We start from the raw sequence: 21,688 nt of genomic DNA, 5'->3' as shown, positions 1-21,688 counted from the left end.
AAAAATACGAGACTTTAACATCTCGCATTTTTTTATTTTATTCGGTCTCAATTTTAATTTTCTTCTTATAAATTGGGATGAAGTACGATACAGTGTAATTAAACCCGACACCAAAACGACCATCATACGTCCTGTTAAAGCCCGGAATATATAAATTATCAAATTCACCCGGTGTATTGTTGGTTACCAAACCTTTTAGTTGTACGCTAAATCCAACAAAAATATTATTGAAAACTTTGGCTTTTAACCCCATATTAACCTCAATCCAACTAGCATTTAAACCACTGTACGATTGACCTGAAGCTTTAGGAGGCATTTCGCCCCAATAGGGATGCGAATTGTATATTTTATAATCAATCAGTTCTTGGCTAAAAGTACTAAAACCGTAACGTAAACCAATTGAAATAATGTTTTCCATATCCAACCAGTTTTCGTACGTATTGTAGTCAAATCCGGCTTTTATATATTGTCCTTTTGAGTTAGAAGTTAACCGATCATCTTCTGTGGTTTTATTTTCAGAACCTAATTCAGCTGCTAAAAAATAACGTTTAGACAACCGATAATCGCCGACTAATTCAATTCCTTTATAATTATGATCCCAAAAAGCCCTAGTCAGTTTAAATAAATCAACTCCTACACGCAAACCATACCGATGGGTTTTAATTGTGTCTTGTACTAGTTCGGGAACCGCTTCGGGAGTCACTGCTGTAACAGGAAACGAATCGGTTTGTATCGTCAGCGTGTCTTTTACTTGAGCCCGAATACCAAAAGAGCAAGATAGTAGCCAAAAACTAAAAAAATACTTTAAAATGTGCTTCATTTTCGTTTTCGATGTTAGGTTCTACTAGTTCCACAATTTGCATCCATGATCCGTCGTTGTTGACTCCGTCTGTTTGCACAAAAGGATTTGACGAATTCAATTCATATACGGTTTTAAATCCGCAAGCTCGGGAAACGTATTCGTCTCTTCGGCTGTAATTAAAAGTAATAATGTCTTCGTTTATTAAGGCAGGATTTGAATTTCCATCATTTAATATAAAAGAGTAGGTGCAAGTATCTTCGTTTGTTTTTAAAGGAATGGCAATTGAACTGGCGTTGGTTCGGTATTTACTATCGTCGGTCGCTGTTTCATTAAATACAATACCTTCACTCATACCTTGTCCAATTACTTTTAAGTTCGTTACTGTTTTAAGTAAATCGGGATTGTTAATATCGTAAAATTCGATAATCAATCGAGGGGTGGTTGGGGTATTTGCATCACAAATATCATCTTTTTCGCATCCGGATAGAGCAAAAGTGAACAGTAATACCAAACTAATGATTTTTTTCATCTTCAATTTTTTATAAAACCAAGTTTATTTAAGTTCTAAAAGTACTACATTTTCTACGTGATGGGTTTGCGGAAACATATCCACAGGTCGTACACGAGTAACTTTGTATTTTTCGTCCATTAAAGCCAAATCACGAGCTTGTGTTGCTGAATTACAACTTACATAAACCACTTTTTTAGGTGCAATTTTCATAATTTGTTCTACCACATCCTTATGCATACCATCTCTTGGCGGATCGGTAATAATAACATCGGGTTGACCGTTTTGAGCAATAAAAGCATCGTTAAAAACGACTTTCATATCGCCCACAAAAAAGTCACAATTGGTAATGTTATTTCGTTCGGCATTGGCTTTTGCATCCAAAATAGCATCTGGAACACTTTCTACTCCAATAACTTTTTTAGCTTTTTTCGAAACAAATTGAGCAATTGTACCCGTTCCTGTATACAAATCGTAAACCGTTTCGTTTCCGGTTAGTCCAGCAAAATCACGGGTTATTTTGTATAATTCATACGCTTGATTCGAATTGGTTTGGTAAAAAGATTTGGCATTAATGCTAAATTTTAAACCTTCCATTTCTTCTAAAATGTAATGGCGACCTTTAAATAACACAATATCTTGGTCGTAAATAGTATCGTTCGCTTTGTTGTTTACCACATATTGCAACGAAGTAATTTCTGGAAATTTATTGGAAAGGTGATTGAGTAACAATTCTCTTTCTTCTTGATTGTCTTCGAAAAACTGCACCAAAACCATGATTTCGCCCGTAGAGGCAGTTCGAATCATTAAGGTTCGCAACAAACCTTCATGCGCTCTTGGATTAAAAAAAGCCAGTTGGTGCTCGTTAGCAAAATCCCTAACTTCATTACGAATAGCATTAGAAGGATCTTCTTGTAAATAACATTTTTCGATGTCTAGAATTTTATCCCACATTCTAGGAATATGAAATCCTAAGGCATTTTTATTGTCGAATTCGACGTCATTTTTAATTTCCTTTTCAGTTAACCAACGGCTGTTTGAAAACGAAAATTCCATTTTGTTTCGGTAAAAAAATTGTTTTTCCGAACCTAAAATCGGTTCAAATTCGGGCAATTCAATTTTTCCGATGCGCTGTAAATGATTTTTAACCTCGTTGTGTTTGTAAAATAATTGTTGGTCGTAGTTCATATTTTGCCACTTACAACCTCCACAAACACCAAAATGTTGACAAATAGGTTCGACACGATGTTTAGAAAGTTCGTGAAATTTCACGGCTTTTCCTTCATAATACGCTTTGCGTTTTTTTAATGTTTGAATATCAACTACATCACCCGGCACTACATTTGGTATAAACACCACTTTTCCGTCGGGTGCTTTGGCTACTGAAACTCCTTTTGCGCCCGCATCCAGAACTTCTATTTGATGAAAGACAACTTTGTCTGTATTTTTTCTTCCCATAGCGCAAAAATAAGTGTTTGCGCAGTTTTTTGAATTTTATTTTTAAAATATTTTATGAAATATTGTTTTTTAACACTTTAATTGCGTTTAAAAGTTAACTTTGTTTTTAGCAAATTGTCCCAAAATCTGCGAAATAAACAATAATACTAATACCACAATGAGATTTTATCAGAAATTATCCCAAATTAAATTTCTTAAGAGAAGTTATGCCTTTAAGTTTTTGTTTGTTGCTTTTGTAGGAATTCATATTCCGCTCATCGGAATTTTATTTTTTGTATTATTTGATGATAATAATTTGAATCCCCTTTCGATTTTGATTTTTTCGTTAATCATGACTTTGTTAGCAACGGCAATCACCTTATTATTATTAAATAAATTGATAAAACCCATTTCTATCGCTTCGCAATCATTAGAAAAATATAGGTCGAGTAGAATTTTATCGACTTTACCTACCAATTATAAAGACGAAGCAGGATTGTTAATGCGTAATATTCAAGAATCCATTTACGAAGCCGAAACCTTTAGGCAAGAAAAACAAGATTTGATTTTTATGCTTTCGCACGATTTGAAAAATTTTGCCGGAAATCCGCAAGGTTTGGCCAAATTGATTATTAATGAAACGACTTCCGACTCGATTAGACACATGGCCGAATTAATTTGCCAATCAACCGATTTGCAATTTAGGTATATCGAAAACTTTATAAAATTACTGAAAGAACAAGATGAAATTTCGCGCATTGTGCATGAGCCTCGTTTGTTGTACTTTCAGGATATAGTGAGTACTGCTACCGAGCAAGTTAGTCAGCGATTGCTGCAAAAAAACATTACCTTACAAACCAATCTGGAAGTTGACAAAGAACTTTTAAATATAGACGAAGGTTTTATGGCTCAAGTTTTGGTGAATCTTGTCGTAAATGCGATTAAATTTTCGTACCAAGATGGCACGGTGAAATTGCGTAATTTTAAAGAAAACGGCATTTTATATTTTACCATTTCGGATAACGGAATGGGGTTTGATAAAATGCACAAAGAAGAAATTTTCAAGAAGTTTACCAAAATGAGCAAATTAGGTACCGAAAACGAATCTTCAACCGGTTTGGGACTCTATTTATGTAAAAAAATCATCGAAAGACACGGCGGAAAATTATACGCCACCAGCGAAGGGAAAAACAAAGGCGCCGTTTTTACTATTGAGTTTGAGTTGTGATTGGATTGATTTGTGAGATGATTAGCTACTAGTTGTACATCATATTCCCCGAAAAAATCTTATGATATTATGTGTTTTGAAATTTGGAGTATTTACGACAATATTACAGCTAGTAGTTTATTGGGGAATTTTTCATCTTATCCAGAAAACATCACATTTAGTTTCGAATACTGAGTTTCTTTCAGATGCTCACTATTTTTATTCAGCGGGATTAATTGGTATTTTTTTGCTTATTTCAAATATAGTATCAGTAATTTTAAATTCTAAAAGAGGTAACACAATTTATGCTTATATTCTTTCATTATTAATAATTTTAGCTTGGTCTGAAGATTTATTTAGATGGCCTTATGAAACTTTAATATGTATTAGTATAGGTTTAATTACAATTTTTAGTAAACCTTATATTGACAACATTTGGACGAAATAGTTACATTTAAAAAGTCTAAGTAATAACTATTGCTAGGCATAATTGTTTGATTTATTTTATACTTGAAGTCAATAATTCGCGAAGTAAGATTTATAAGGGAAGAATATAATCAGCACGATTTCGTACAGCTGCTGCTGAAGCAAAACTGAATTTAAAAATCTCAATAAAGCTATTTAAAAGTGTTGTGTTCTCAAATAAAACAAAACCCCGAAGTTGTACTTGATACAATTTCGGGGTTTGTTTTTGCAAAGCAATTTTGCATATTTCTATAAATCCGATTTTAAAACCGCACCATTACTCGCGTTGGTTACTAACGAACGATATTGTCCTAACCATCTTGAGGTAAGTTCTTTTTTAAGAGGAACAAAGGCAGCTCTACGTTTGGCAATTTCTTCCTCACTTAAATTAACTGACAAAATATACTGGTCAACGTCAATATGGATTTCATCGCCATCTTGAACCAGTCCAATCATTCCGCCTTCGGCTGCTTCGGGTGAAACGTGTCCGATAGAAGCTCCTCTGGTGGCGCCACTAAAGCGACCATCGGTAATTAACGCCACTTTGTCGCCTAACCCCATTCCCATAATTAAAGAAGTTGGAGCTAACATTTCTTGCATTCCAGGTCCGCCTTTTGGTCCTTCGTAACGAATTACAACCACGTTTCCAGCTTTTACTTTTCCGCCTAAAATACCTTCAATGGCTTCTGGCTGTCCATCAAAACAAACGGCTGTTCCTGTAAAAACACGATCACCGGTAATTCCGGCAGTTTTGATCACAGCACCTTGCTCGGCTAAATTTCCGTATAAAACCGCTAAACCACCTACTTGTGAATACGGGTTATCAATAGTGTGGATAATATTAGTGTCTTTGATGTAAGCATCTTTGATTTTTTCTAATATTGTTTCTCCAGTAATAGTTAAATTGTCTAACAAAATATCATCGCCTCTTTTTGTCATTTCTTTCATCACGGCATTTACACCACCTGCAGTGTTAATATCTTCCATGTGAACGGTTGACAAACTTGGCGAAATTTTTGCAATATGCGATACTCTTTTAGAGATGGTATTGATGTCTTCTAAATTGAAATTTACATTGGCTTCTTTGGCGATAGCTAACATGTGTAAAACAGTGTTTGAACTTCCGCCCATTGCCATATCTACAGCAAAGGCATTTTTTACGGCATTTTCATTCAGAATATTTTTTAGTTTGAATTTTTCGGTTTGTGTACTATCTTTTGCAATTTCACAAATTCTGCGGGCAGCTTGACGGTACAATTCTTCTCTTTCTTTAGTCAAAGCCAAAATAGTTCCGTTTCCAGGAAGAGCAATTCCCATAGCTTCCATTAAGGTATTCATCGAGTTGGCTGTAAACATTCCGGAGCAACTACCACCACTCGGACATGCATTACATTCGATGTCTTTTAATTCTTCATCGGTTATTTCTCCCAATTCGTGTTTTCCTACTGCTTCAAAAGCCGTAGCTAAGTCAATTGGCACGCCGTCTTTGGTATGACCTTTTTTCATTGGCCCACCACTTACAAAAATGGTCGGAACATCTACACGTAAAGCGCCCATAATCATTCCTGGAACAATTTTATCGCAGTTCGGAATGGCAATCATGGCGTCTAATTTGTGCGCATTCATTACCGTTTCGATTGAGTTGGCAATGATTTCTCTAGAAGGTAACGAAAAAAGCATTCCATCATGTCCCATCGCAATACCGTCGTCAACTCCAATCGTATTAAATTCAAAAGGCACACAGCCATTGGCTTTAATTTCTTCTTTGATAACACGTGATACACGGTCTAAAAAAAAGTGTCCGGGAATAATTTCGATATAGGAATTGGCTACGCCAATAAATGGTTTTTCAAAGTCTTCATCAACCAATCCAGTGGCTCTAAATAAAGATCTATGTGGGGTTCTTTGATGTCCTTTTTTTACTTCATCACTTCTCATAACTTATTTTCTTTTTTTTTATTTTTTGGAGGTGCAAAGATAGATATTTCAATGTTTTTAATAGACTATACTGTTAAAATTAGCGGGTTTTTAACGTAAATGCTGCAGTATAAAAAATAAAAAACCTCAAAAATGAGGTTTTTAAAAAGTTGGTGTTTGAATGTTACCATAAGTGGTGAACTTCTTTCTTAATGTATTGTTCGTAAACAGCATTCATTGCTGCTATTTTTTCGGGAGTTAATTCCGGTAAATCGAATGTGGAAAGATTCGAAATGACTTGATTTTCGGAAGAAGCACCGGGAATGATACAACTAATTTCGTTAAAACTTAATATCCATTGTAAGGCGATCGGGGCTAAATTTTGAACCTCTGGGAATAGTTTTTTTATTTCGTTTACTGCTTGTAGTCCCAAATCATAATTAATTCCAGAAAAAGTTTCTCCTTTATCAAAAGAAGCGCCTTCGCGATTAAAAAATCGGTGATCCTGATTATGAAAAGCAGTTTCCGAAGTGAATTTACCCGTTAACAAACCACTTGCTAAGGGAACACGAACAATGATTCCGATATCTTTTTTTTGTGCTTCTTTAAAAAACAATTCGGATGGGCGTTGTCTGAAAAGATTGAAAATAATTTGTACCGTACTCACGTTTTCATATTCAATGGCTTTTAAAGCTTCTTCTACTTTTTCAACACTTACGCCAAGATTCAGAATTTTACCTTCTTGTTTTAATTTATCAAAAAGTTCAAAAATTTCCGTACGGTAAAAAACTTCGGTAGGAGGGCAGTGTAACTGAATTAAATCGACGGCATCCAATTGCATTCTGCGTAAACTGTTTTCTACATATTGACGTAAAATTTTAGGCTGGTACCCTTCGTTAACATGTGGATTGATAAAACGGCCACATTTGGTCGCCATATAAATACGTTCTGATCTTGAACGTATTGCTTTTCCAACAGCTATTTCGCTCAATCCATTTTCGTAAACATCGGCGGTATCAATAAAATTTACGCCGTTATCAATAGCAGTATTGATAATGGTTTCGGCTTTTTTTTCATTGAATCCTGATCCCCATTTGCCGCCAACTTGCCAAGTTCCTAAAGCAATTTCGGATATGTTGAAATTGGTTTTACCTAATTTTCTATAGTTCATTTTGTGTTTAAAATGTTTGAATTTATATGAAGGAATTGGGTGAATAGCCTATGAATCTTTAAATTCCGTTAATCAAATAAGTCCGAAGATAAATAACGATCACCTCTGTCGCAAATGATAGCCACAATTACCCCTGATTCTAGTTTTTCGGCTAGTTTAACAGCTACCGCTACCGATCCACCGCTACTCATTCCGGCAAAAACGCCTTCTTCAAGCGCTAGCCTTTTGGTCATGATGCGGGCTTCTTCTTCGCTAACATCAATAATAGTATCCACTTTAGTTGCATCAAATATCTTAGGTAAATATTCGGTTGGCCATTTTCGGATTCCTGGAATTTGTGAGCCTTCGCTTGGTTGTGCGCCCACAATTTCGATGTATTTATTTTTTTCTTTTAAATAAGTAGAAGTTCCGATGATGGTTCCGGTGGTTCCCATTGCCGATACAAAATGCGTTACGGTTCCGTTAGTGTCTCTCCAAATTTCGGGACCTGTAGTGTTGTAATGCGCTTTCCAGTTGTCCTCATTTGCAAACTGATTTAGCATGATATATCCGCCTTCAGCTACTTTTTTATCAGCATAATCCCTAGAGCCAATAATGCCTTCGCTAGCAGGTGTCAAAATTACAGTAGCTCCATAAGCGCGCATGGTTTGCACGCGTTCTTTGGTTGAATCTTCAGGTAAAATAAGCTCAATTTCAATACCTAACATTTGGGCAATCATAGCCAAAGCAATACCGGTATTGCCGCTTGTGGCTTCAATAAGTTTGTCACCGGGTTTGATCTCGCCTCTATCTAAAGCCGACTGAATCATATTATAGGCCGCACGATCTTTCACACTACCTCCGGGATTATTTCCTTCGAGTTTCAGTAAAAGGGTTACGTTTTTATTTTTGACCAAATTAACGGTTTCCATTAAAGGCGTATTTCCAATAAGGTCAACTAGTTTTTGAGGTTTCATATTTATTTAATTTCTTTAAGTCGTACTTCGGTTGTGGTAGTGTTTAAAACCATCGATTTTGGCGGAATGGTTTTGGTAACCCAAGCATTTCCGCCTACAATGCTGTCTTTTCCAATAGTGGTTTGTCCTCCTAAAATGGTTGCATTGGCATAAATACAAACATTTTCTTCAACGGTTGGATGTCTTTTGGCGTTTTTCATTTCTTTGCTAACGCTCAAAGCTCCTAATGTGACTCCTTGGTATATTTTTACATTTTTTTCAATGACAGCCGTTTCTCCAATTACAATACCGGTAGCATGATCTATAAAAAAGGGCGATGCAATTTTAGCACCCGCATGAATGTCGGTTCCTGTGATACGGTGTGCATATTCGCTCATCAATCTCGAAAAAAGCAATAATTCCAAATGATACAGCTCATGACTTAAACGGTAAATAGCAATCGCATAAAAACCGGGATATCCCAAATAAACCTCTTCGATACTGTTAGAAGCCGGATCGTTCTGTAAAATATAAGCCGCATCTCGATTGAGTTTTTCCAATACAATCGGCAATTTGTCTAAAAATTTATCCCATGCTCCGGCACATAAATTTCCGGGTTTTTGACACGTTAAATTGGCAATTTCTTTAAACTGAATTTCCAATTCGCTAATGCTTTTTTCTAAAGGAGCTTTTTTGTCAAAAAGGGTATAAAATAATTTTTCGGTAAAGTTTTCGGTTTTAGTTTTGATTCCGTAATTGATAGAAACGGCTTCTTTTAAAACTAATAGATTAGAAATGATATCTTTTTTAGTCACAATAATTGTTGGTTTTTTATTGGATAAATATAAGGCTTTTCTTGAAATTCGTGTTCAAGAAATTTAGATTTTACCAAATATTAATCGCAATTTACGAAGAAGTAAAGCTTCGGGAATTATCTAATTTAAATCACAAAATGTTTAAAATAATAGCCGCCTATCATAAACATAGCATTTATAATTCCGATACCCCAACTCCATTTTTTTAAATAGTCCGATTTTTTGAAGTAATACATTACTAGAAAAATAAAAAATAATAGACAAGAATAAATAGCGGGATACATAAAAAAAGCTGCTGAAAATTCGCCTTTAAAAAGTAAGAATAAAGAGCGCTGAAATCCACATCCTAAACATTCCATTCCGAACAAGGTTTTGCTTAAACAGGGTAGCATGTAGTTTTCAAAATCAGCCACAGTTTTTTTTACAATTTTACAAAAAATAAACGAGATACCGAGTTAGGGTTATGTATTGCTGTTTTAAGTTTTGTATTTTTGATTCCTCAAAATAGGAGTATGAAAAAAGTAAAAATACTTATTATGGTTTTGGCAATATTAATTATCATGTACCAACAAGTTGCAACCGAAAAAAACATTTACATAACCGTAATTGCGGTTGCTGTTTTTATGTTTGGCATGATGCAATTGAGTGCTAAAACACCAAGTAAAAATAAAGATAAAGAAGATACAGATGTTGAGTAAAGGGGATAAGGTTTCGGTTTTAGATGAAGCAATTGATGGAATAGTTGTTTCGGTTAAAAATGATCAAGTTTTGATAGAAACTACAGAAGGTTTTTCGATGACTTTTTCTGTCAATGAATTAGTTAAACTGCATGATTCTAGTAATTTAATGAATTCTATTAAAAGTTTTGATGCAGGTTATATTTCCAAACAAAAAGAAGAGCCAAAACCAAGGAGTTTTGTGAAAGAACGAAAAAATAAAGGTGAAATACCGCCACCAGAATTTGATTTGCATATCGAAAAATTAGTCCCCAATAAACGCGGCATGTCCAATTTTGATATTTTGACGTTGCAAACAGATACGGCTAAAAGACATATTGAATTTGCCATTAAAAACCGCATTCCTAAAATAGTTTTTATCCATGGTGTTGGCGAAGGAATTTTAAAAGCAGAGCTCGATTTTTTATTTGGTCGTTATGAAGGAATTGATTTTAACGATGCAAATTATCAAAAATACGGCTTAGGTGCAACGGAAGTTTACATCCGACAAAACGCAAAATTGTTCTAAAAACACAGCTGAATTTCTTTTTGTAATAGCGATATTTTTATTCAAAATAGGAAACAAAGTTGCATGAAAAAGCCTTCATTTTATCATCAAAATGAAGGCTTTTTTTTGTAAGAATTTTTTAAATTTTAATTGGTAGTATTAAGCTCACCAAATAAGAAACTATCTCCTAATTTAAACGTACTATTTCCTTTTTTTAAGGTAGTCGATTTAAGGGTAATTGTGTGTTTAAATGCATTTGGTCCGTTCGTTTCGGTTACGACTTCAATCACACCACTTTGATTTGCTACACCATCAACGCCTAACCAAGTCTGACTTACAACTGGTAAAATTGGAGTAGTGGTTTGGCAAAAATAACTTTCAGATAAAACACCTTCGCTAAAGGTTTTATAGGTTAATTTATTAGTGGTACTGGTAATTAATCCCGTTCTAGGTGTACCTGGTACCGTTACTTCGTTTTTAATCAAATTCGGATCGATATTATCAATTGTAATAGATGAGCTTGAAGTGTAGTTGTACAATTGCTTTGAAGTAGCACATTGGTTGGTTCTCGAAGGTTGAAAGCTTAAATTTAATGCGGCTACAGAGGTAACATACTCGCCAAAATCAAACTCGTTATAGACTTGAGGGCCATCGGTTTTTTGGAAAGTTATGTTTTTAAACTTGATATTGTGTGTGTATCCGGTAATTCGAGTGCTATTATTGGTCTCGTCTGTAGTAGTGTTTTGTGTGGTAAAAATTTCAATAATTCCACCTGTTGCAGTCCATTGGTCGGTTACATTAGGAAGAGCTGGCGGAATCGTAGAACAAATATTATCGGCGCTCACTGTGCCGTTGTAGGCTCTGTAAATTACGCGGTATGTACTGTTGTTTATGTTGTATTGTAAGGGTGTGTTGGTCTCGGATGGCTCATCAACAATAGCGCCTTCGGGCATTTGCAATAACATTGATTCGTTTTCATTTAGCTTATAAATGATTCCGTTGGTACAACTTTGCACCGAAGCATCTTCAAAATTGATGGTGTCCACATTCAGATTGCCGTCATCGCATCCGTTTAAAACCAAAGTTAAGAATGCTATGCAAAAGATTTTTTTCATAAAGTGATTTTTACAAGTCAATTATTTTTTGACTTTTGATCTAGTAAATTGGCTTCAAAAATAGTGAAAAAATTGCCAATTCATTCTAGCCTCAGCCTAATTGATATTTTTTAACTTTGTGCCATGAAAAAGATTTACCTTGATAATGCTTCCACCACAGCGCTGCGCGATGAAGTAATCGAAGAAATGGTTGCCGTTTTAAAAAATGATTATGGAAATCCATCTTCAACTCATAGTTTTGGTCGAAATGCTAAAACCATCATTGAACTTTCCCGAAAAAAAATAGCCGCAATTTTAGGTTGTAGTGCACAGGAAATACTATTTACTTCAGGCGGAACCGAAGGTGATAATATGATTTTAAGATCGGCAGTTGTTAATTTGAAAGTAGAGCGTATCATTACGTCTAAAATTGAACATCATGCGGTTTTGCATACTGTTTTAGCACTCGAAAATCAATATAATATTCAGGTACAATATGTAAAGGTTTTGCCTAACGGAAGTATAGATTTAACTCATTTAGCGCAACTTTTAAGTGACCAAAAGAAAACGTTGGTGAGTTTGATGCATGTAAATAACGAAACGGGGGTTGTGTTGGATTTGCAACGAGTGGGACAAATTTGCAAACAAAGTAAAGCTTATTTCCATTCGGATACGGTGCAATCAATAGGGAAGATGGTGTTTGATTTGCAAAACTTGTCTGTTGATTTTATGGTGGCAAGTGCTCATAAATTTCATGGCCCAAAAGGAATAGGATTTGTATATATTCGAAAAAATTCGGGTTTGCAACCTTTGCTTTTTGGTGGTGAACAAGAAAAAGGATTGCGTGCCGGAACCGAAGCGGTACATCAAATTGCAGGAATGTCAAAGGCTTTAGAATTGGCTATTTTGCATTTGGAAGAAGAAAAAAAACACATAGAAAATCTAAAAGAATATTTAATAAGCCAATTGAATGCTTATTTTCCGGGTTATAAAATTAACGGAAAAAAAGAAGATTTTTATCCGATTTTGAATATTACGTTTCCTTTTCCGGCAAATAAAACGGCGATGATTTTGTTTAATTTAGATATGAAAGGAATTGCGGTTTCTAGAGGAAGTGCTTGTCAATCGGGCAGTGTGCGACCTTCGCATGTGTTGCAAGAAATGCTTACAGAAGAGGAGTTGAAGTTACCAAACCTCCGTATTACATTCAGTCATTTTAATACCAAAGAAGATGTCGACGACTTAATAGCTGCTTTGAAAACTATTTAGAAAACTATTTTATTTCCGAATAATTTTTACCTGAGAATCTTGGGTTAATTTAATAATGGTTGATGGTTTTCCGCCAATTTTATCTTGATTCCAATTCACAACATAATCCACTCCTTTGATAATTTCTGGGTTGATATCTTTAAAGCCTATTGGAGTGGGTTGTCCCGAAATATTGGCCGAAGTAGAAACCAATGGTTTTTTCATTCGTTCCATTAATTTGTAGCAAAAAGGCTCTTTAACCAATCGAATACCTAGCGTTTTGTCTTCGGCAATAATATTAGGAGCTACATTTCGTGGATTGTCTAAAATAAGTGTAGTGGGCTTATCGGCTAAATCTAAAATTTGCCAAGCCACTTCAGGAATATCTTTAAAAACATTGTACATCATGCGTTCGCCATTCATCAATACAATCATACTTTTGGTTTCTTCGCGTTGTTTTAAAGCATAAATCTTTTTGATTGCTTCGGCATTGGTAGCATCGCATCCAATTCCCCAAACGGTATCAGTGGGGTATAAAATAATACCACCTTCTTTAATTACTTCGTATGCTTTACTAATTTCCTGATCCATCTTTTCTTTTTTTGGTTTGCAAATATACTTATATAATGAGAATTAAGAAGATGCTGTATAGAAATTTGATATTGGTTTTGCTGTAAAATTTACTCTCGAATTATCGGAAATAATAGATTTTAGTTGAGGAAAGTTAAATTTTTGTATAATAAAAGGGCGTTGTATTGAAATGTTTTTAAAAGAAATATCTTTGTGCTACAAATTTAATCTTTATATGAAAAACAATTTTTTTAAATCAAAAGGAAGTATTGTTTTACTTCTTGCTGTTGCATTTGCTACCCTTTCTTGGGGAATTGTAGGTCACGAACGCATAAATAAAGCGGCAATTTTGGCTCTTCCAAAACCCATGTTGATATTTTTTTACAATCACAACGATTTTATTACTCAGGAAGCCTCTGTTCCCGATATTCGTAAATATGCTTTAAAATATAAAGAAGAAAATCCGAGGCATTATTTTGATATGGAAAATTTCGGGTCGTTAGATTCTATTCCGCAAAATTTAACAGCGGCAAATGCGAAGTATGATGCTAAATTTTTGAGCAATAACGGTATTTTGCCTTGGTATATTGAAGAAATGATGGGTAAATTAACCCAAGCTTTTAAAGATAAAAACCGTGCTGAAATATTGTTTCTATCGGCAGATTTGGGTCATTATATTGCTGATGCACACATGCCTTTGCATACTTCTGCCAATCACGACGGACAGTTAAGTGACCAAAAAGGGATTCACTCGCTTTGGGAAAGTAAATTGCCCGAAATGTTTTCTAAAAATTACCAATTGAATGTGCCGCAAGCGCAATATTATGAAAATGTTCATCAAGCTATTTGGGATATGATTAACGATACGCATAGTTTGGTAGCTCCTTTATTAGAAGTGGATAAAAAATTGCGTACTGCTACACCAGAAAACCAGGTTTTTAAAATGGATTCTGAAGGAAAAGTGCTTAAAAGCAAATACAATTCGGCTGTTTTTTCTGATGAATATGCCAAACAATTACACCAACAATTAAATGGTATGGTCGAAAACCAAATGAAAAAGGCCATAACAGCCACCTCAAGTTTTTGGTACACAGCTTGGGTTAATGCAGGTAAACCCGATTTAAGCGATTTAGATGCTCCTGAATTAACCAAACGCAATAGTAAAGCCTTAAAACACGATTTGAAATTATTCGCAAACGGAAAATTGTTTGGTTTTAAAAGCCAAAATGATTGATTTTAATTTAACAATAAATTCTTGATAAGTTAAATTAAAAGTTGTGGTTTTAAGTAAATAACTGGTATATTTGCAATCGAAACAAAGAATAACAATCAAAATGATTTCAATTCAATTACATCATCATCATTTGCATAATTGCTCTCAAGCGATGTGTTAATGGTATGCGTGTAAAACATCATATTTATAAACCCGTTTGAGTACATCAAACGGGTTTTTTGTTACCGATTCTTTGTACTCAAACTATTAACCAAAAAAAATAAAAAATGAGTACTTTAAAAATTGCCATTCAAAAATCAGGACGTTTAAACGAAGATAGTATTCAGATTCTGAAAGATTGCGGAATTTCAATCAACAACGGTATCGATCAATTAAAGGCGGAAGCGTCTAATTTCCCTTTAGAAGTTTTGTATTTACGAAATTCGGATATTCCTCAATACCTAATTGATGGAGTAGTGGATATTGCTATTGTGGGCGATAATCTTTTGGTAGAAAAAGGAAAAGACATCGAAGTAGTTCAAAAATTAGGCTTTTCTAAATGTAAAGTTTCAGTAGCAGTTCCTAAAACTTTCGAATATAATTCTATAAAAGACTTAAACGGATTGCGTATTGCAACTTCATACCCAAATACGGTAAATGAATATTTTGATTCGTTTGGTCTAAAAGTAGATATTCACCAAATTTCTGGCTCGGTTGAAATTGCACCCAATATCGGTTTGGCCGATGCGATTGTTGATATTGTTTCAAGCGGCAGTACGTTGTTTAAAAACAATTTAAAAGAAGTAGAAGTAATTTTGAAAAGTGAGGCGGTTTTGGCGGTTTCTCCAATGGTGACTCCCGATATTCAAGAATTAATTGATAAATTGAAATTCCGAATACAATCGGTTTTGCGTGCCCGTAATTCAAGATATATTTTGATGAATGTGCCTAATGATAAAATTGAAGAAGTGGGGCAGATATTACCTGTTTTGCGAAGTTTGACAGTGTTGCCTTTGGCTCAGGAAGGTTGGAGCAGTGTGCATTCGGTAATTGATAAAGATACTTTTTGGGAAGTAATCGATCAATTAAAAGCCGTTGGAGCCGAAGGAATTTTGGTTTGCCCAATCGAAAAAATGGTTTTGTAAAAGACTTAAATTTTGTTTCGATAAATAAAACTTAGTAACTCAGCATCTTAGAAACTTAGTAGCTTAAAATAAAATGAACAAAATATATAATCCAGCTCAAAATACATGGTCAGAAATTTTAAAAAGACCAACCAAAACAGTTGATGATATAGAATCAACGGTGAAGGAAATTTTTAAAGAAGTACAGAAAAAAGGAGACGAAGCCATTTTAAAATATACGTCAATTTTTGATGGTACAGCTTTGGCTACTTTTGAAGTGACTACTGCTGAAATTTCTGAAGCTCAGGCTTTAGTTTCCGAAGAATTGAAATCAGCTATTCAATTAGCAAAATCAAATATTGAGAAATTCCACGCTGTTCAAAAGACAAGTAAAATTGAGATTGAAACAACTGAAGGTGTAAATTGCTGGCAAGAAAAAAGACCTATTCAAAAGATTGGTTTGTACATTCCAGGAGGAACTGCTCCTTTGTTTTCAACGGTTTTGATGTTGGCTGTTCCGGCTAATATTGCGGGTTGCAACGAAATTGTTTTGTGTTCGCCACCGGATAAAAATGGAAAAATAAATCCTGCTATTTTGTATGCCGCTAATTTATGTGGTGTAACTAAAATATTAAAAATAGGAGGGATCCAAGCTATTGCAGGTATGACTTTTGGAACTGAATCTATTCCTAAAGTATATAAGATTTTCGGTCCTGGAAATCAGTTTGTAACAGTTGCCAAACAACTGGCTACTCAATTTGGTGTTGCCATCGATATGCCGGCTGGTCCTTCGGAATTGTTGATTGTCGCTGATAATACGGCTGTTCCAGCTTTTATAGCTTCGGATTTGTTGTCGCAAGCAGAACACGGAACGGACAGTCAGGTGATTTTGGTTTCTACTTCAAAAGAATTGATTGATGAAGTTGAAAAAGAAATCGAACTGCAATTAGATGTTCTTCCAAGAAAAGCTATTGCTGAAAAAGCCACTGCTAATTCCAAATTAATTTTTGTAGAAAATGACAAAATTGCTTTGGAATTAATCGATGAATATGGTCCAGAACATTTTATTATTTGTACCAAAGACGAAGATTTTTATGTCAATAATATTGGTAATGCAGGTTCGGTTTTTATTGGAAATTATACACCCGAAAGCGCCGGAGATTATGCTTCAGGAACCAATCATACGTTGCCAACTAATGGTTATGCCAAGAATTATAGCGGAGTAAATTTGGATAGTTTTACTAAATCGATGACATTTCAGAAAATTTCTGAAAAAGGAATTAAAAACATTGGTAAAGCAATTGAAATTATGGCCGAAGCCGAAGGATTGCAAGCGCATAAAAATGCAGTTACTTTGAGATTGGAGAGTTTAAAATAGAAAAAAGAGACAAGAAGCAAGAAAAGAGATTAATGAAGAGAATGAAATAGAGTAACTATTAAGATTAAGTCTTTCCTCTAGCATCTTTCTTCTTTTCTCTTAAAAAATAAAGAACATGAAAAATTTCGATATAAATAATATAGTTCGTGAAAACGTTAAGTCGATGAAGCCTTATTCTTCGGCTCGTGATGAGTTTGAAGATTTTGATACTGCCGATATGATATTTTTGGATGCTAATGAAAATCCATTTCAGAATGGTGTAAATCGTTATCCAGATCCGCAACAAAGCAGTGTGAAAGCAGTTTTAGCGAAAGAAAAAAACGTAAATACCAATCAAATTTTATTAGGAAACGGAAGCGATGAAGTTTTGGATTTGTTATTCAGAGCTTTTTGTGAGCCTAAAATCGACAATATTATTTCATTACCTCCAACTTACGGGATGTACGGTGTTTTGTCAAATCTTAATAATATAGAAAACAGAGAAGTTTTACTTTCTACTGATTTTCAACCACAAGTAGAAAAGATTTTAGAAGCTGTTGACGCCAATACAAAAATTATCTTTTTATGTTCACCAAATAATCCTACAGGAAATTCTTTTACAACAGAAAGTGTAACCACTTTATTGGAAAAATTCAATGGATTTATTGTGATTGACGAAGCATATATTGACTTTTCAGAAAAGGCAAGTTGGTTGGCAAAAATAGAAGAATATCCAAATTTGGTTATTACGCAAACACTTTCAAAAGCATACGGTTTAGCAGGAATTCGTTTGGGAATTTGTTATGCTTCTGCAGAAGTAATTTCGGTTTTAAACAAAATAAAGCCACCTTACAATGTAAATGAATTGACGCAATTAAGAGCTTTGGAGCGCTTGAGTAACCCTGAAAAAATAAAATCTGAAATAGCTTCAATTATTGAACAAAGAGAGCGATTACTTAAAGTATTAGTTGATGTAAGTTTTGTAGAAAAAATTTATCCAACAGAAGCTAATTTCATCTTGATAAAAGTGGATGACGCTAACAAAAGGTACGATGAATTAATCAAGAAAGGAATTGTAATTCGCAACAGAACGACACAACCTTTATGTGAAAATACCTTGCGTTTGACTATTGGAACAGAGGTTGAAAATAAAAAATTAATGGAAGCATTAAAATCTTAAAAATGAAAAAAGTACTTTTTATAGATCGTGACGGAACGATTGTTTTAGAGCCAGAAGGATTACAATTAGACAGTTTAGATAAATTAGAATTTTTTCCAAAAGCTTTTCAATATTTGGCAAAAATTGCCAATGAATTGGATTTTGAATTGGCAATGGTAACCAACCAAGACGGTTTAGGAACGGATAGTTTTCCTGAAGATACGTTTTGGCCAACGCAAAATTTTATCTTGAGAGCCTTTGAAAACGAAGGAGTTTTATTTGATGATATTTTTGTAGATCGTTCGTTTCCTGAAGACAATGCGCCAACTCGTAAGCCGAGAACGGGAATGTTGACGAAATATATTAATAACCCAAACTATGATTTAGCAAATTCATTTGTATTAGGAGATCGTTTGACTGATGTGGAATTGGCGAAAAATTTAGGTGCAAAAGCCATCTTTATGAACACGACTGATGGAGCAGGAAGTAATGAAATCAGTGCTAAAAGAGAGGAATTAGATGCTACAATTGTGTTGCAATCTACCGATTGGAAAGCGATTTATGAGTTTTTAAAATTAGACGAACGTACGGCTTCTATCACCAGAAAAACGCACGAAACAGATATTTACATCAACCTGAATTTGGATGGAACAGGAAAAAGCAAAATCGATACGGGAATTGCTTTTTTCGACCATATGTTAGATCAAATTTCACGTCACGGACAAATGGACTTGGAAATCTTGGTAAAAGGAGATTTAGAAGTTGACGAACACCACACGATTGAAGACACCGCAATTGCTTTAGGAGAAGTTTTCGCAAAAGCATTAGGAAACAAATTAGGAATCGAACGTTACGGTTTTTGTTTGCCAATGGATGACTGCTTATCGCAAGTAGCCATTGATTTTGGAGGAAGAAATTGGTTGGTTTGGGAAACGGAATTCAAACGTGAAATGGTGGGTAAAATGCCAACCGAAATGTTTTTCCACTTCTTTAAATCTTTTTCTGATGGTGCCAAAGCGAATATCAACATCAAAGCGGAAGGCGATAACGAACACCACAAAATTGAAGCAATTTTCAAGGCTTTCGCCAAAGCAATAAAAGTGGCTGTAAAACGTGACACAGAGAAAATGATTTTGCCAAGTACGAAAGGAATGCTGTAATAAGTCATAATGCCGAAAGTCATAAAGTCGAAAGTAAACGACATTAGGACTTTTGACTTTTGACTTTAAGACTAAAAAAAATGAATATAGTAATCATAAATTACGGAGCAGGAAACATTCAAAGCATAATGTTTGCCATCGAAAGATTGGGCTACAAAGCAGTTTTGAGCAACAATCCTGACGAAATAAAATCAGCTGATAAAGTGATTTTTCCAGGAGTTGGAGAAGCAAGTTATGCTATGAACAGATTAAAGGAAAGTGGTTTAGATACTTTGATTCCAACTTTAACACAACCAGTTTTAGGAATTTGTTTGGGAATGCAATTGATGTGTAATTCATCCGAAGAAGGAAATACAAAAGGATTGAGGATTTTTGATGTCGATGTAGTTAAATTCTCTTCAAAAGTAAAAGTACCACAAATGGGATGGAACACGATTTACAATCTAAAATCAGATTTATTTAAAGGAATCGCTGAGAAAGAATATATGTATTTGGTTCACAGTTTTTATGCGACAATTTGTAAAGAAACCATAGCAACAACTGAATATGAAGTAGAATATTCATCAGCATTAGAAAATGGAAATTTCTACGGAACACAATTCCACCCTGAAAAAAGTGGTGATGTAGGGGAGAAAATTCTGGGAAATTTTCTTGAATTATAAATTAAGTTAAAGACTTTAAGACTTTAAGACTTTCAACTTTAAAACATTAAGACTAATTAAAATGAGAATAATACCAGCTATAGACATCATCGAAGGAAAATGTGTTCGTTTATCCAAAGGCGATTACAATACCAAAATCATATACAACGAAAATCCGTTGGAAGTAGCCAAAGAATTTGAAGCACACGGAATCGAATATTTACATTTAGTAGATTTGGATGGAGCAAAATCCAGTAAAATTGTCAATTATAAAATATTAGAGCAAATTGCTTCACAAACCAAATTGAAAATTGATTTTGGTGGTGGATTGAAAGCCGATTCTGATTTGAAAATTGCTTTTGAATCTGGTGCAAACCAAATTACAGGCGGAAGTATTGCTGTGAAAAATCGTGCAGTTTTTGAAAAATGGATTGCTGAATATGGTTCAGATAAAATCATTTTAGGAGCTGATGCGAATAATGAAAAAGTAGCTGTTTCAGGATGGTTAGAAGATTCAAATGAAGATTTAGTTCCATTTATTCAAGACTATCAAACCAAAGGAATTCAGTATGTAATTTGTACTGACATTGCAAAAGATGGAATGTTGCAAGGTCCAAGTTTTGATTTGTACGCTAAGATTTTAAAACAAGCAGAAGGATTAAAATTAATCGCATCCGGAGGAATTTCAACCTTTGATGAATTACCAAAATTAGCCGAAATAGGCTGTGAAGGAACTATTATCGGGAAAGCGATTTACGAGGGTAGAATTTCGTTGAAACAATTAGAGAATTATATAATTGGTTGATAGTTGTTGGTTGTAAGTTGATAGTTTTTATCGACCAACAACCAACAACGGTCAACTAACAACTTATAAAATATGCTTACAAAAAGAATAATCCCTTGCCTCGATATCAAAAACGGAAGAACCGTTAAGGGTGTTAATTTCGTAGATTTGCGTGATGCTGGAGATCCTGTGGAATTGGCCAAAATCTATTCGGATGAAGGTGCTGATGAATTGGTTTTTTTGGATATTTCGGCAACCGAAGAAAGAAGAAGAACATTGGTCGATTTAGTTCGAAAAGTAGCTTCGACGATTAATATTCCGTTTACGGTTGGCGGTGGAATTTCGGCTGTGGAAGATGTGGAAGTATTGTTGCAAAACGGAGCTGATAAGGTTTCCATTAATTCATCGGCTGTGAAAAATCCACAGCTAATTAACGATTTGGCAAACAAATTTGGTTCTCAATGTGTGGTAGTGGCAATTGATGCCAAACAAATTGATGGTGAATGGATGGTGCATTTGGTAGGTGGAAAAGTTCCAACAGAAATCCGATTGTTTGATTGGGCTGTTGAAGTAGAGCAAAGAGGAGCTGGAGAAATCCTTTTCACCTCAATGAATAATGATGGAACTAAAAGCGGTTTTGCCAATGAAGCTTTGGCTAGATTATCAGAATTGGTTAATATTCCGATTATTGCTTCGGGAGGAGCAGGAAATATTCAACATTTTGTAGATACTTTTGTTGATGGAAAATCGGATGCAGCATTGGCAGCAAGTGTGTTTCATTTCAAGGAAATTGAAATCAAAACATTAAAACAAGAACTTAAAAATAACAATATAGAAGTACGTCTCTAAGAAGTGTG

At 34.6% G+C, this 21,688-nt stretch carries 22 protein-coding genes; 12 read left to right on the top strand and 10 right to left on the bottom strand.

Annotated features, from left to right (window positions below; translation table 11 throughout):
• Nucleotides 1-37: 37 nt before the first annotated feature.
• Genes I5M07_RS03390 through rlmD form a run of 3 tightly spaced genes read right to left on the bottom strand, consistent with a single transcriptional unit; the run spans nucleotide 38 to nucleotide 2,768 of the window.
• Nucleotides 38-820, bottom strand: a complete 783-nt coding sequence (locus I5M07_RS03390; RefSeq protein ID WP_200104782.1) for a DUF6048 family protein — start codon at nucleotides 818-820, stop codon at nucleotides 38-40.
• The gene (locus I5M07_RS03385; protein ID WP_200104781.1) at nucleotides 792-1,331 is read right to left on the bottom strand and encodes a DUF6452 family protein; all 540 of its coding nucleotides are present in this window, start codon (nucleotides 1,329-1,331) and stop codon (nucleotides 792-794) included. The genes I5M07_RS03390 and I5M07_RS03385 overlap by 29 nt, the downstream gene beginning before the upstream one ends.
• A gap of 24 nt (nucleotides 1,332-1,355) precedes the next feature.
• Nucleotides 1,356-2,768 carry a 23S rRNA (uracil(1939)-C(5))-methyltransferase RlmD gene (rlmD, locus tag I5M07_RS03380; protein ID WP_200104780.1) on the bottom strand — a complete coding sequence of 471 codons (1,413 nt, stop codon included), beginning with the start codon at nucleotides 2,766-2,768 and terminating at the stop codon, nucleotides 1,356-1,358.
• 157 nt (nucleotides 2,769-2,925) lie between these two features.
• On the opposite strand from rlmD, the gene I5M07_RS03375 reads away from it, so the two are divergent.
• The gene (locus I5M07_RS03375; protein ID WP_200104779.1) at nucleotides 2,926-3,975 is read left to right on the top strand and encodes a sensor histidine kinase; all 1,050 of its coding nucleotides are present in this window, start codon (nucleotides 2,926-2,928) and stop codon (nucleotides 3,973-3,975) included.
• A gap of 693 nt (nucleotides 3,976-4,668) precedes the next feature.
• Here the strand turns inward: I5M07_RS03375 and ilvD are convergent.
• The 5 genes from ilvD to I5M07_RS03350 form a co-directional block, all read right to left on the bottom strand.
• A complete protein-coding gene (ilvD, locus tag I5M07_RS03370) occupies nucleotides 4,669-6,357 on the bottom strand; it encodes a dihydroxy-acid dehydratase (protein WP_200104778.1) in 1,689 nt (562 codons plus the stop codon).
• 163 nt (nucleotides 6,358-6,520) lie between these two features.
• Nucleotides 6,521-7,507 (bottom strand): aldo/keto reductase, encoded by a 987-nt coding sequence (locus I5M07_RS03365; protein WP_200104777.1) that lies wholly within the window; start codon nucleotides 7,505-7,507, stop codon nucleotides 6,521-6,523.
• A 68-nt stretch (nucleotides 7,508-7,575) separates the two neighbouring features.
• Nucleotides 7,576-8,463, bottom strand: a complete 888-nt coding sequence (gene cysM, locus I5M07_RS03360) for a cysteine synthase CysM (protein ID WP_200104776.1) — start codon at nucleotides 8,461-8,463, stop codon at nucleotides 7,576-7,578.
• A gap of 2 nt (nucleotides 8,464-8,465) precedes the next feature.
• The gene (gene epsC, locus I5M07_RS03355; RefSeq protein WP_200104775.1) at nucleotides 8,466-9,257 is read right to left on the bottom strand and encodes a serine O-acetyltransferase EpsC; all 792 of its coding nucleotides are present in this window, start codon (nucleotides 9,255-9,257) and stop codon (nucleotides 8,466-8,468) included.
• A 125-nt stretch (nucleotides 9,258-9,382) separates the two neighbouring features.
• The gene (locus I5M07_RS03350) at nucleotides 9,383-9,616 is read right to left on the bottom strand and encodes a DUF2752 domain-containing protein (protein ID WP_233621929.1); all 234 of its coding nucleotides are present in this window, start codon (nucleotides 9,614-9,616) and stop codon (nucleotides 9,383-9,385) included.
• Nucleotides 9,617-9,769: 153 nt separating this feature from the next.
• Here I5M07_RS03350 and I5M07_RS03345 point away from each other — a divergent pair, with 153 nt between their 5' ends.
• Entirely contained in the window at nucleotides 9,770-9,955 is a 186-nt protein-coding gene (locus tag I5M07_RS03345) for a hypothetical protein (protein WP_200104773.1), read from the top strand.
• Nucleotides 9,945-10,502, top strand: coding sequence for a DNA mismatch repair protein MutS (locus tag I5M07_RS03340; protein WP_200104772.1), 558 nt, complete (start codon nucleotides 9,945-9,947; stop codon nucleotides 10,500-10,502). The genes I5M07_RS03345 and I5M07_RS03340 overlap by 11 nt, the downstream gene beginning before the upstream one ends.
• Before the next feature lie 125 nt (nucleotides 10,503-10,627).
• Here the strand turns inward: I5M07_RS03340 and I5M07_RS03335 are convergent, their stop codons facing one another.
• Nucleotides 10,628-11,596, bottom strand: a complete 969-nt coding sequence (locus I5M07_RS03335) for a hypothetical protein (RefSeq protein ID WP_200104771.1) — start codon at nucleotides 11,594-11,596, stop codon at nucleotides 10,628-10,630.
• A 123-nt stretch (nucleotides 11,597-11,719) separates the two neighbouring features.
• Between I5M07_RS03335 and I5M07_RS03330 the strand changes: the two genes are divergently transcribed.
• On the top strand, nucleotides 11,720-12,844 hold the full coding sequence (locus I5M07_RS03330; RefSeq protein WP_200104770.1) for a cysteine desulfurase family protein: 1,125 nt from the start codon (nucleotides 11,720-11,722) through the stop codon (nucleotides 12,842-12,844).
• Between the two features lie 9 nt (nucleotides 12,845-12,853).
• Here the strand turns inward: I5M07_RS03330 and I5M07_RS03325 are convergent, their stop codons facing one another.
• Nucleotides 12,854-13,414 (bottom strand): L-threonylcarbamoyladenylate synthase, encoded by a 561-nt coding sequence (locus tag I5M07_RS03325; RefSeq protein WP_200104769.1) that lies wholly within the window; start codon nucleotides 13,412-13,414, stop codon nucleotides 12,854-12,856.
• A 214-nt stretch (nucleotides 13,415-13,628) separates the two neighbouring features.
• On the opposite strand from I5M07_RS03325, the gene I5M07_RS03320 reads away from it, so the two are divergent.
• The 8 genes from I5M07_RS03320 to hisF all read left to right on the top strand — a co-directional run bounded on the left by I5M07_RS03320 (nucleotide 13,629) and on the right by hisF (nucleotide 21,680).
• Entirely contained in the window at nucleotides 13,629-14,627 is a 999-nt protein-coding gene (locus tag I5M07_RS03320; protein ID WP_200104768.1) for a zinc dependent phospholipase C family protein, read from the top strand.
• A gap of 266 nt (nucleotides 14,628-14,893) precedes the next feature.
• Nucleotides 14,894-15,751, top strand: a complete 858-nt coding sequence (gene hisG, locus I5M07_RS03315) for an ATP phosphoribosyltransferase (protein WP_200104767.1) — start codon at nucleotides 14,894-14,896, stop codon at nucleotides 15,749-15,751.
• A 73-nt stretch (nucleotides 15,752-15,824) separates the two neighbouring features.
• Complete coding sequence (hisD, locus tag I5M07_RS03310) at nucleotides 15,825-17,108, top strand: histidinol dehydrogenase (RefSeq protein ID WP_200104766.1); 1,284 nt, start codon at nucleotides 15,825-15,827, stop codon at nucleotides 17,106-17,108.
• A gap of 115 nt (nucleotides 17,109-17,223) precedes the next feature.
• On the top strand, nucleotides 17,224-18,267 hold the full coding sequence (hisC, locus tag I5M07_RS03305) for a histidinol-phosphate transaminase (RefSeq protein WP_200104765.1): 1,044 nt from the start codon (nucleotides 17,224-17,226) through the stop codon (nucleotides 18,265-18,267).
• Between the two features lie 2 nt (nucleotides 18,268-18,269).
• Nucleotides 18,270-19,406 (top strand): bifunctional histidinol-phosphatase/imidazoleglycerol-phosphate dehydratase HisB, encoded by a 1,137-nt coding sequence (gene hisB / locus I5M07_RS03300; RefSeq protein ID WP_200104764.1) that lies wholly within the window; start codon nucleotides 18,270-18,272, stop codon nucleotides 19,404-19,406.
• Nucleotides 19,407-19,486: 80 nt separating this feature from the next.
• Nucleotides 19,487-20,068: an imidazole glycerol phosphate synthase subunit HisH gene (hisH, locus tag I5M07_RS03295; protein WP_200104763.1), complete on the top strand. Its 582-nt coding sequence runs from the start codon at nucleotides 19,487-19,489 to the stop codon at nucleotides 20,066-20,068.
• Nucleotides 20,069-20,129: 61 nt separating this feature from the next.
• Nucleotides 20,130-20,852 (top strand): 1-(5-phosphoribosyl)-5-[(5-phosphoribosylamino)methylideneamino]imidazole-4-carboxamide isomerase, encoded by a 723-nt coding sequence (gene hisA, locus I5M07_RS03290; RefSeq protein WP_200104762.1) that lies wholly within the window; start codon nucleotides 20,130-20,132, stop codon nucleotides 20,850-20,852.
• A gap of 72 nt (nucleotides 20,853-20,924) precedes the next feature.
• Nucleotides 20,925-21,680 carry an imidazole glycerol phosphate synthase subunit HisF gene (gene hisF, locus I5M07_RS03285; protein ID WP_200104761.1) on the top strand — a complete coding sequence of 252 codons (756 nt, stop codon included), beginning with the start codon at nucleotides 20,925-20,927 and terminating at the stop codon, nucleotides 21,678-21,680.
• The last annotated feature ends 8 nt before the right edge of the window (nucleotides 21,681-21,688 follow it).

The organism is Flavobacterium agrisoli (assembly GCF_016522065.1).
Lineage (GTDB): Bacteria > Bacteroidota > Bacteroidia > Flavobacteriales > Flavobacteriaceae > Flavobacterium > Flavobacterium agrisoli.
The sequence above is the reverse complement of the archived record's forward strand: the minus strand, read 5'-3'. Positions and strand labels throughout refer to the sequence as shown.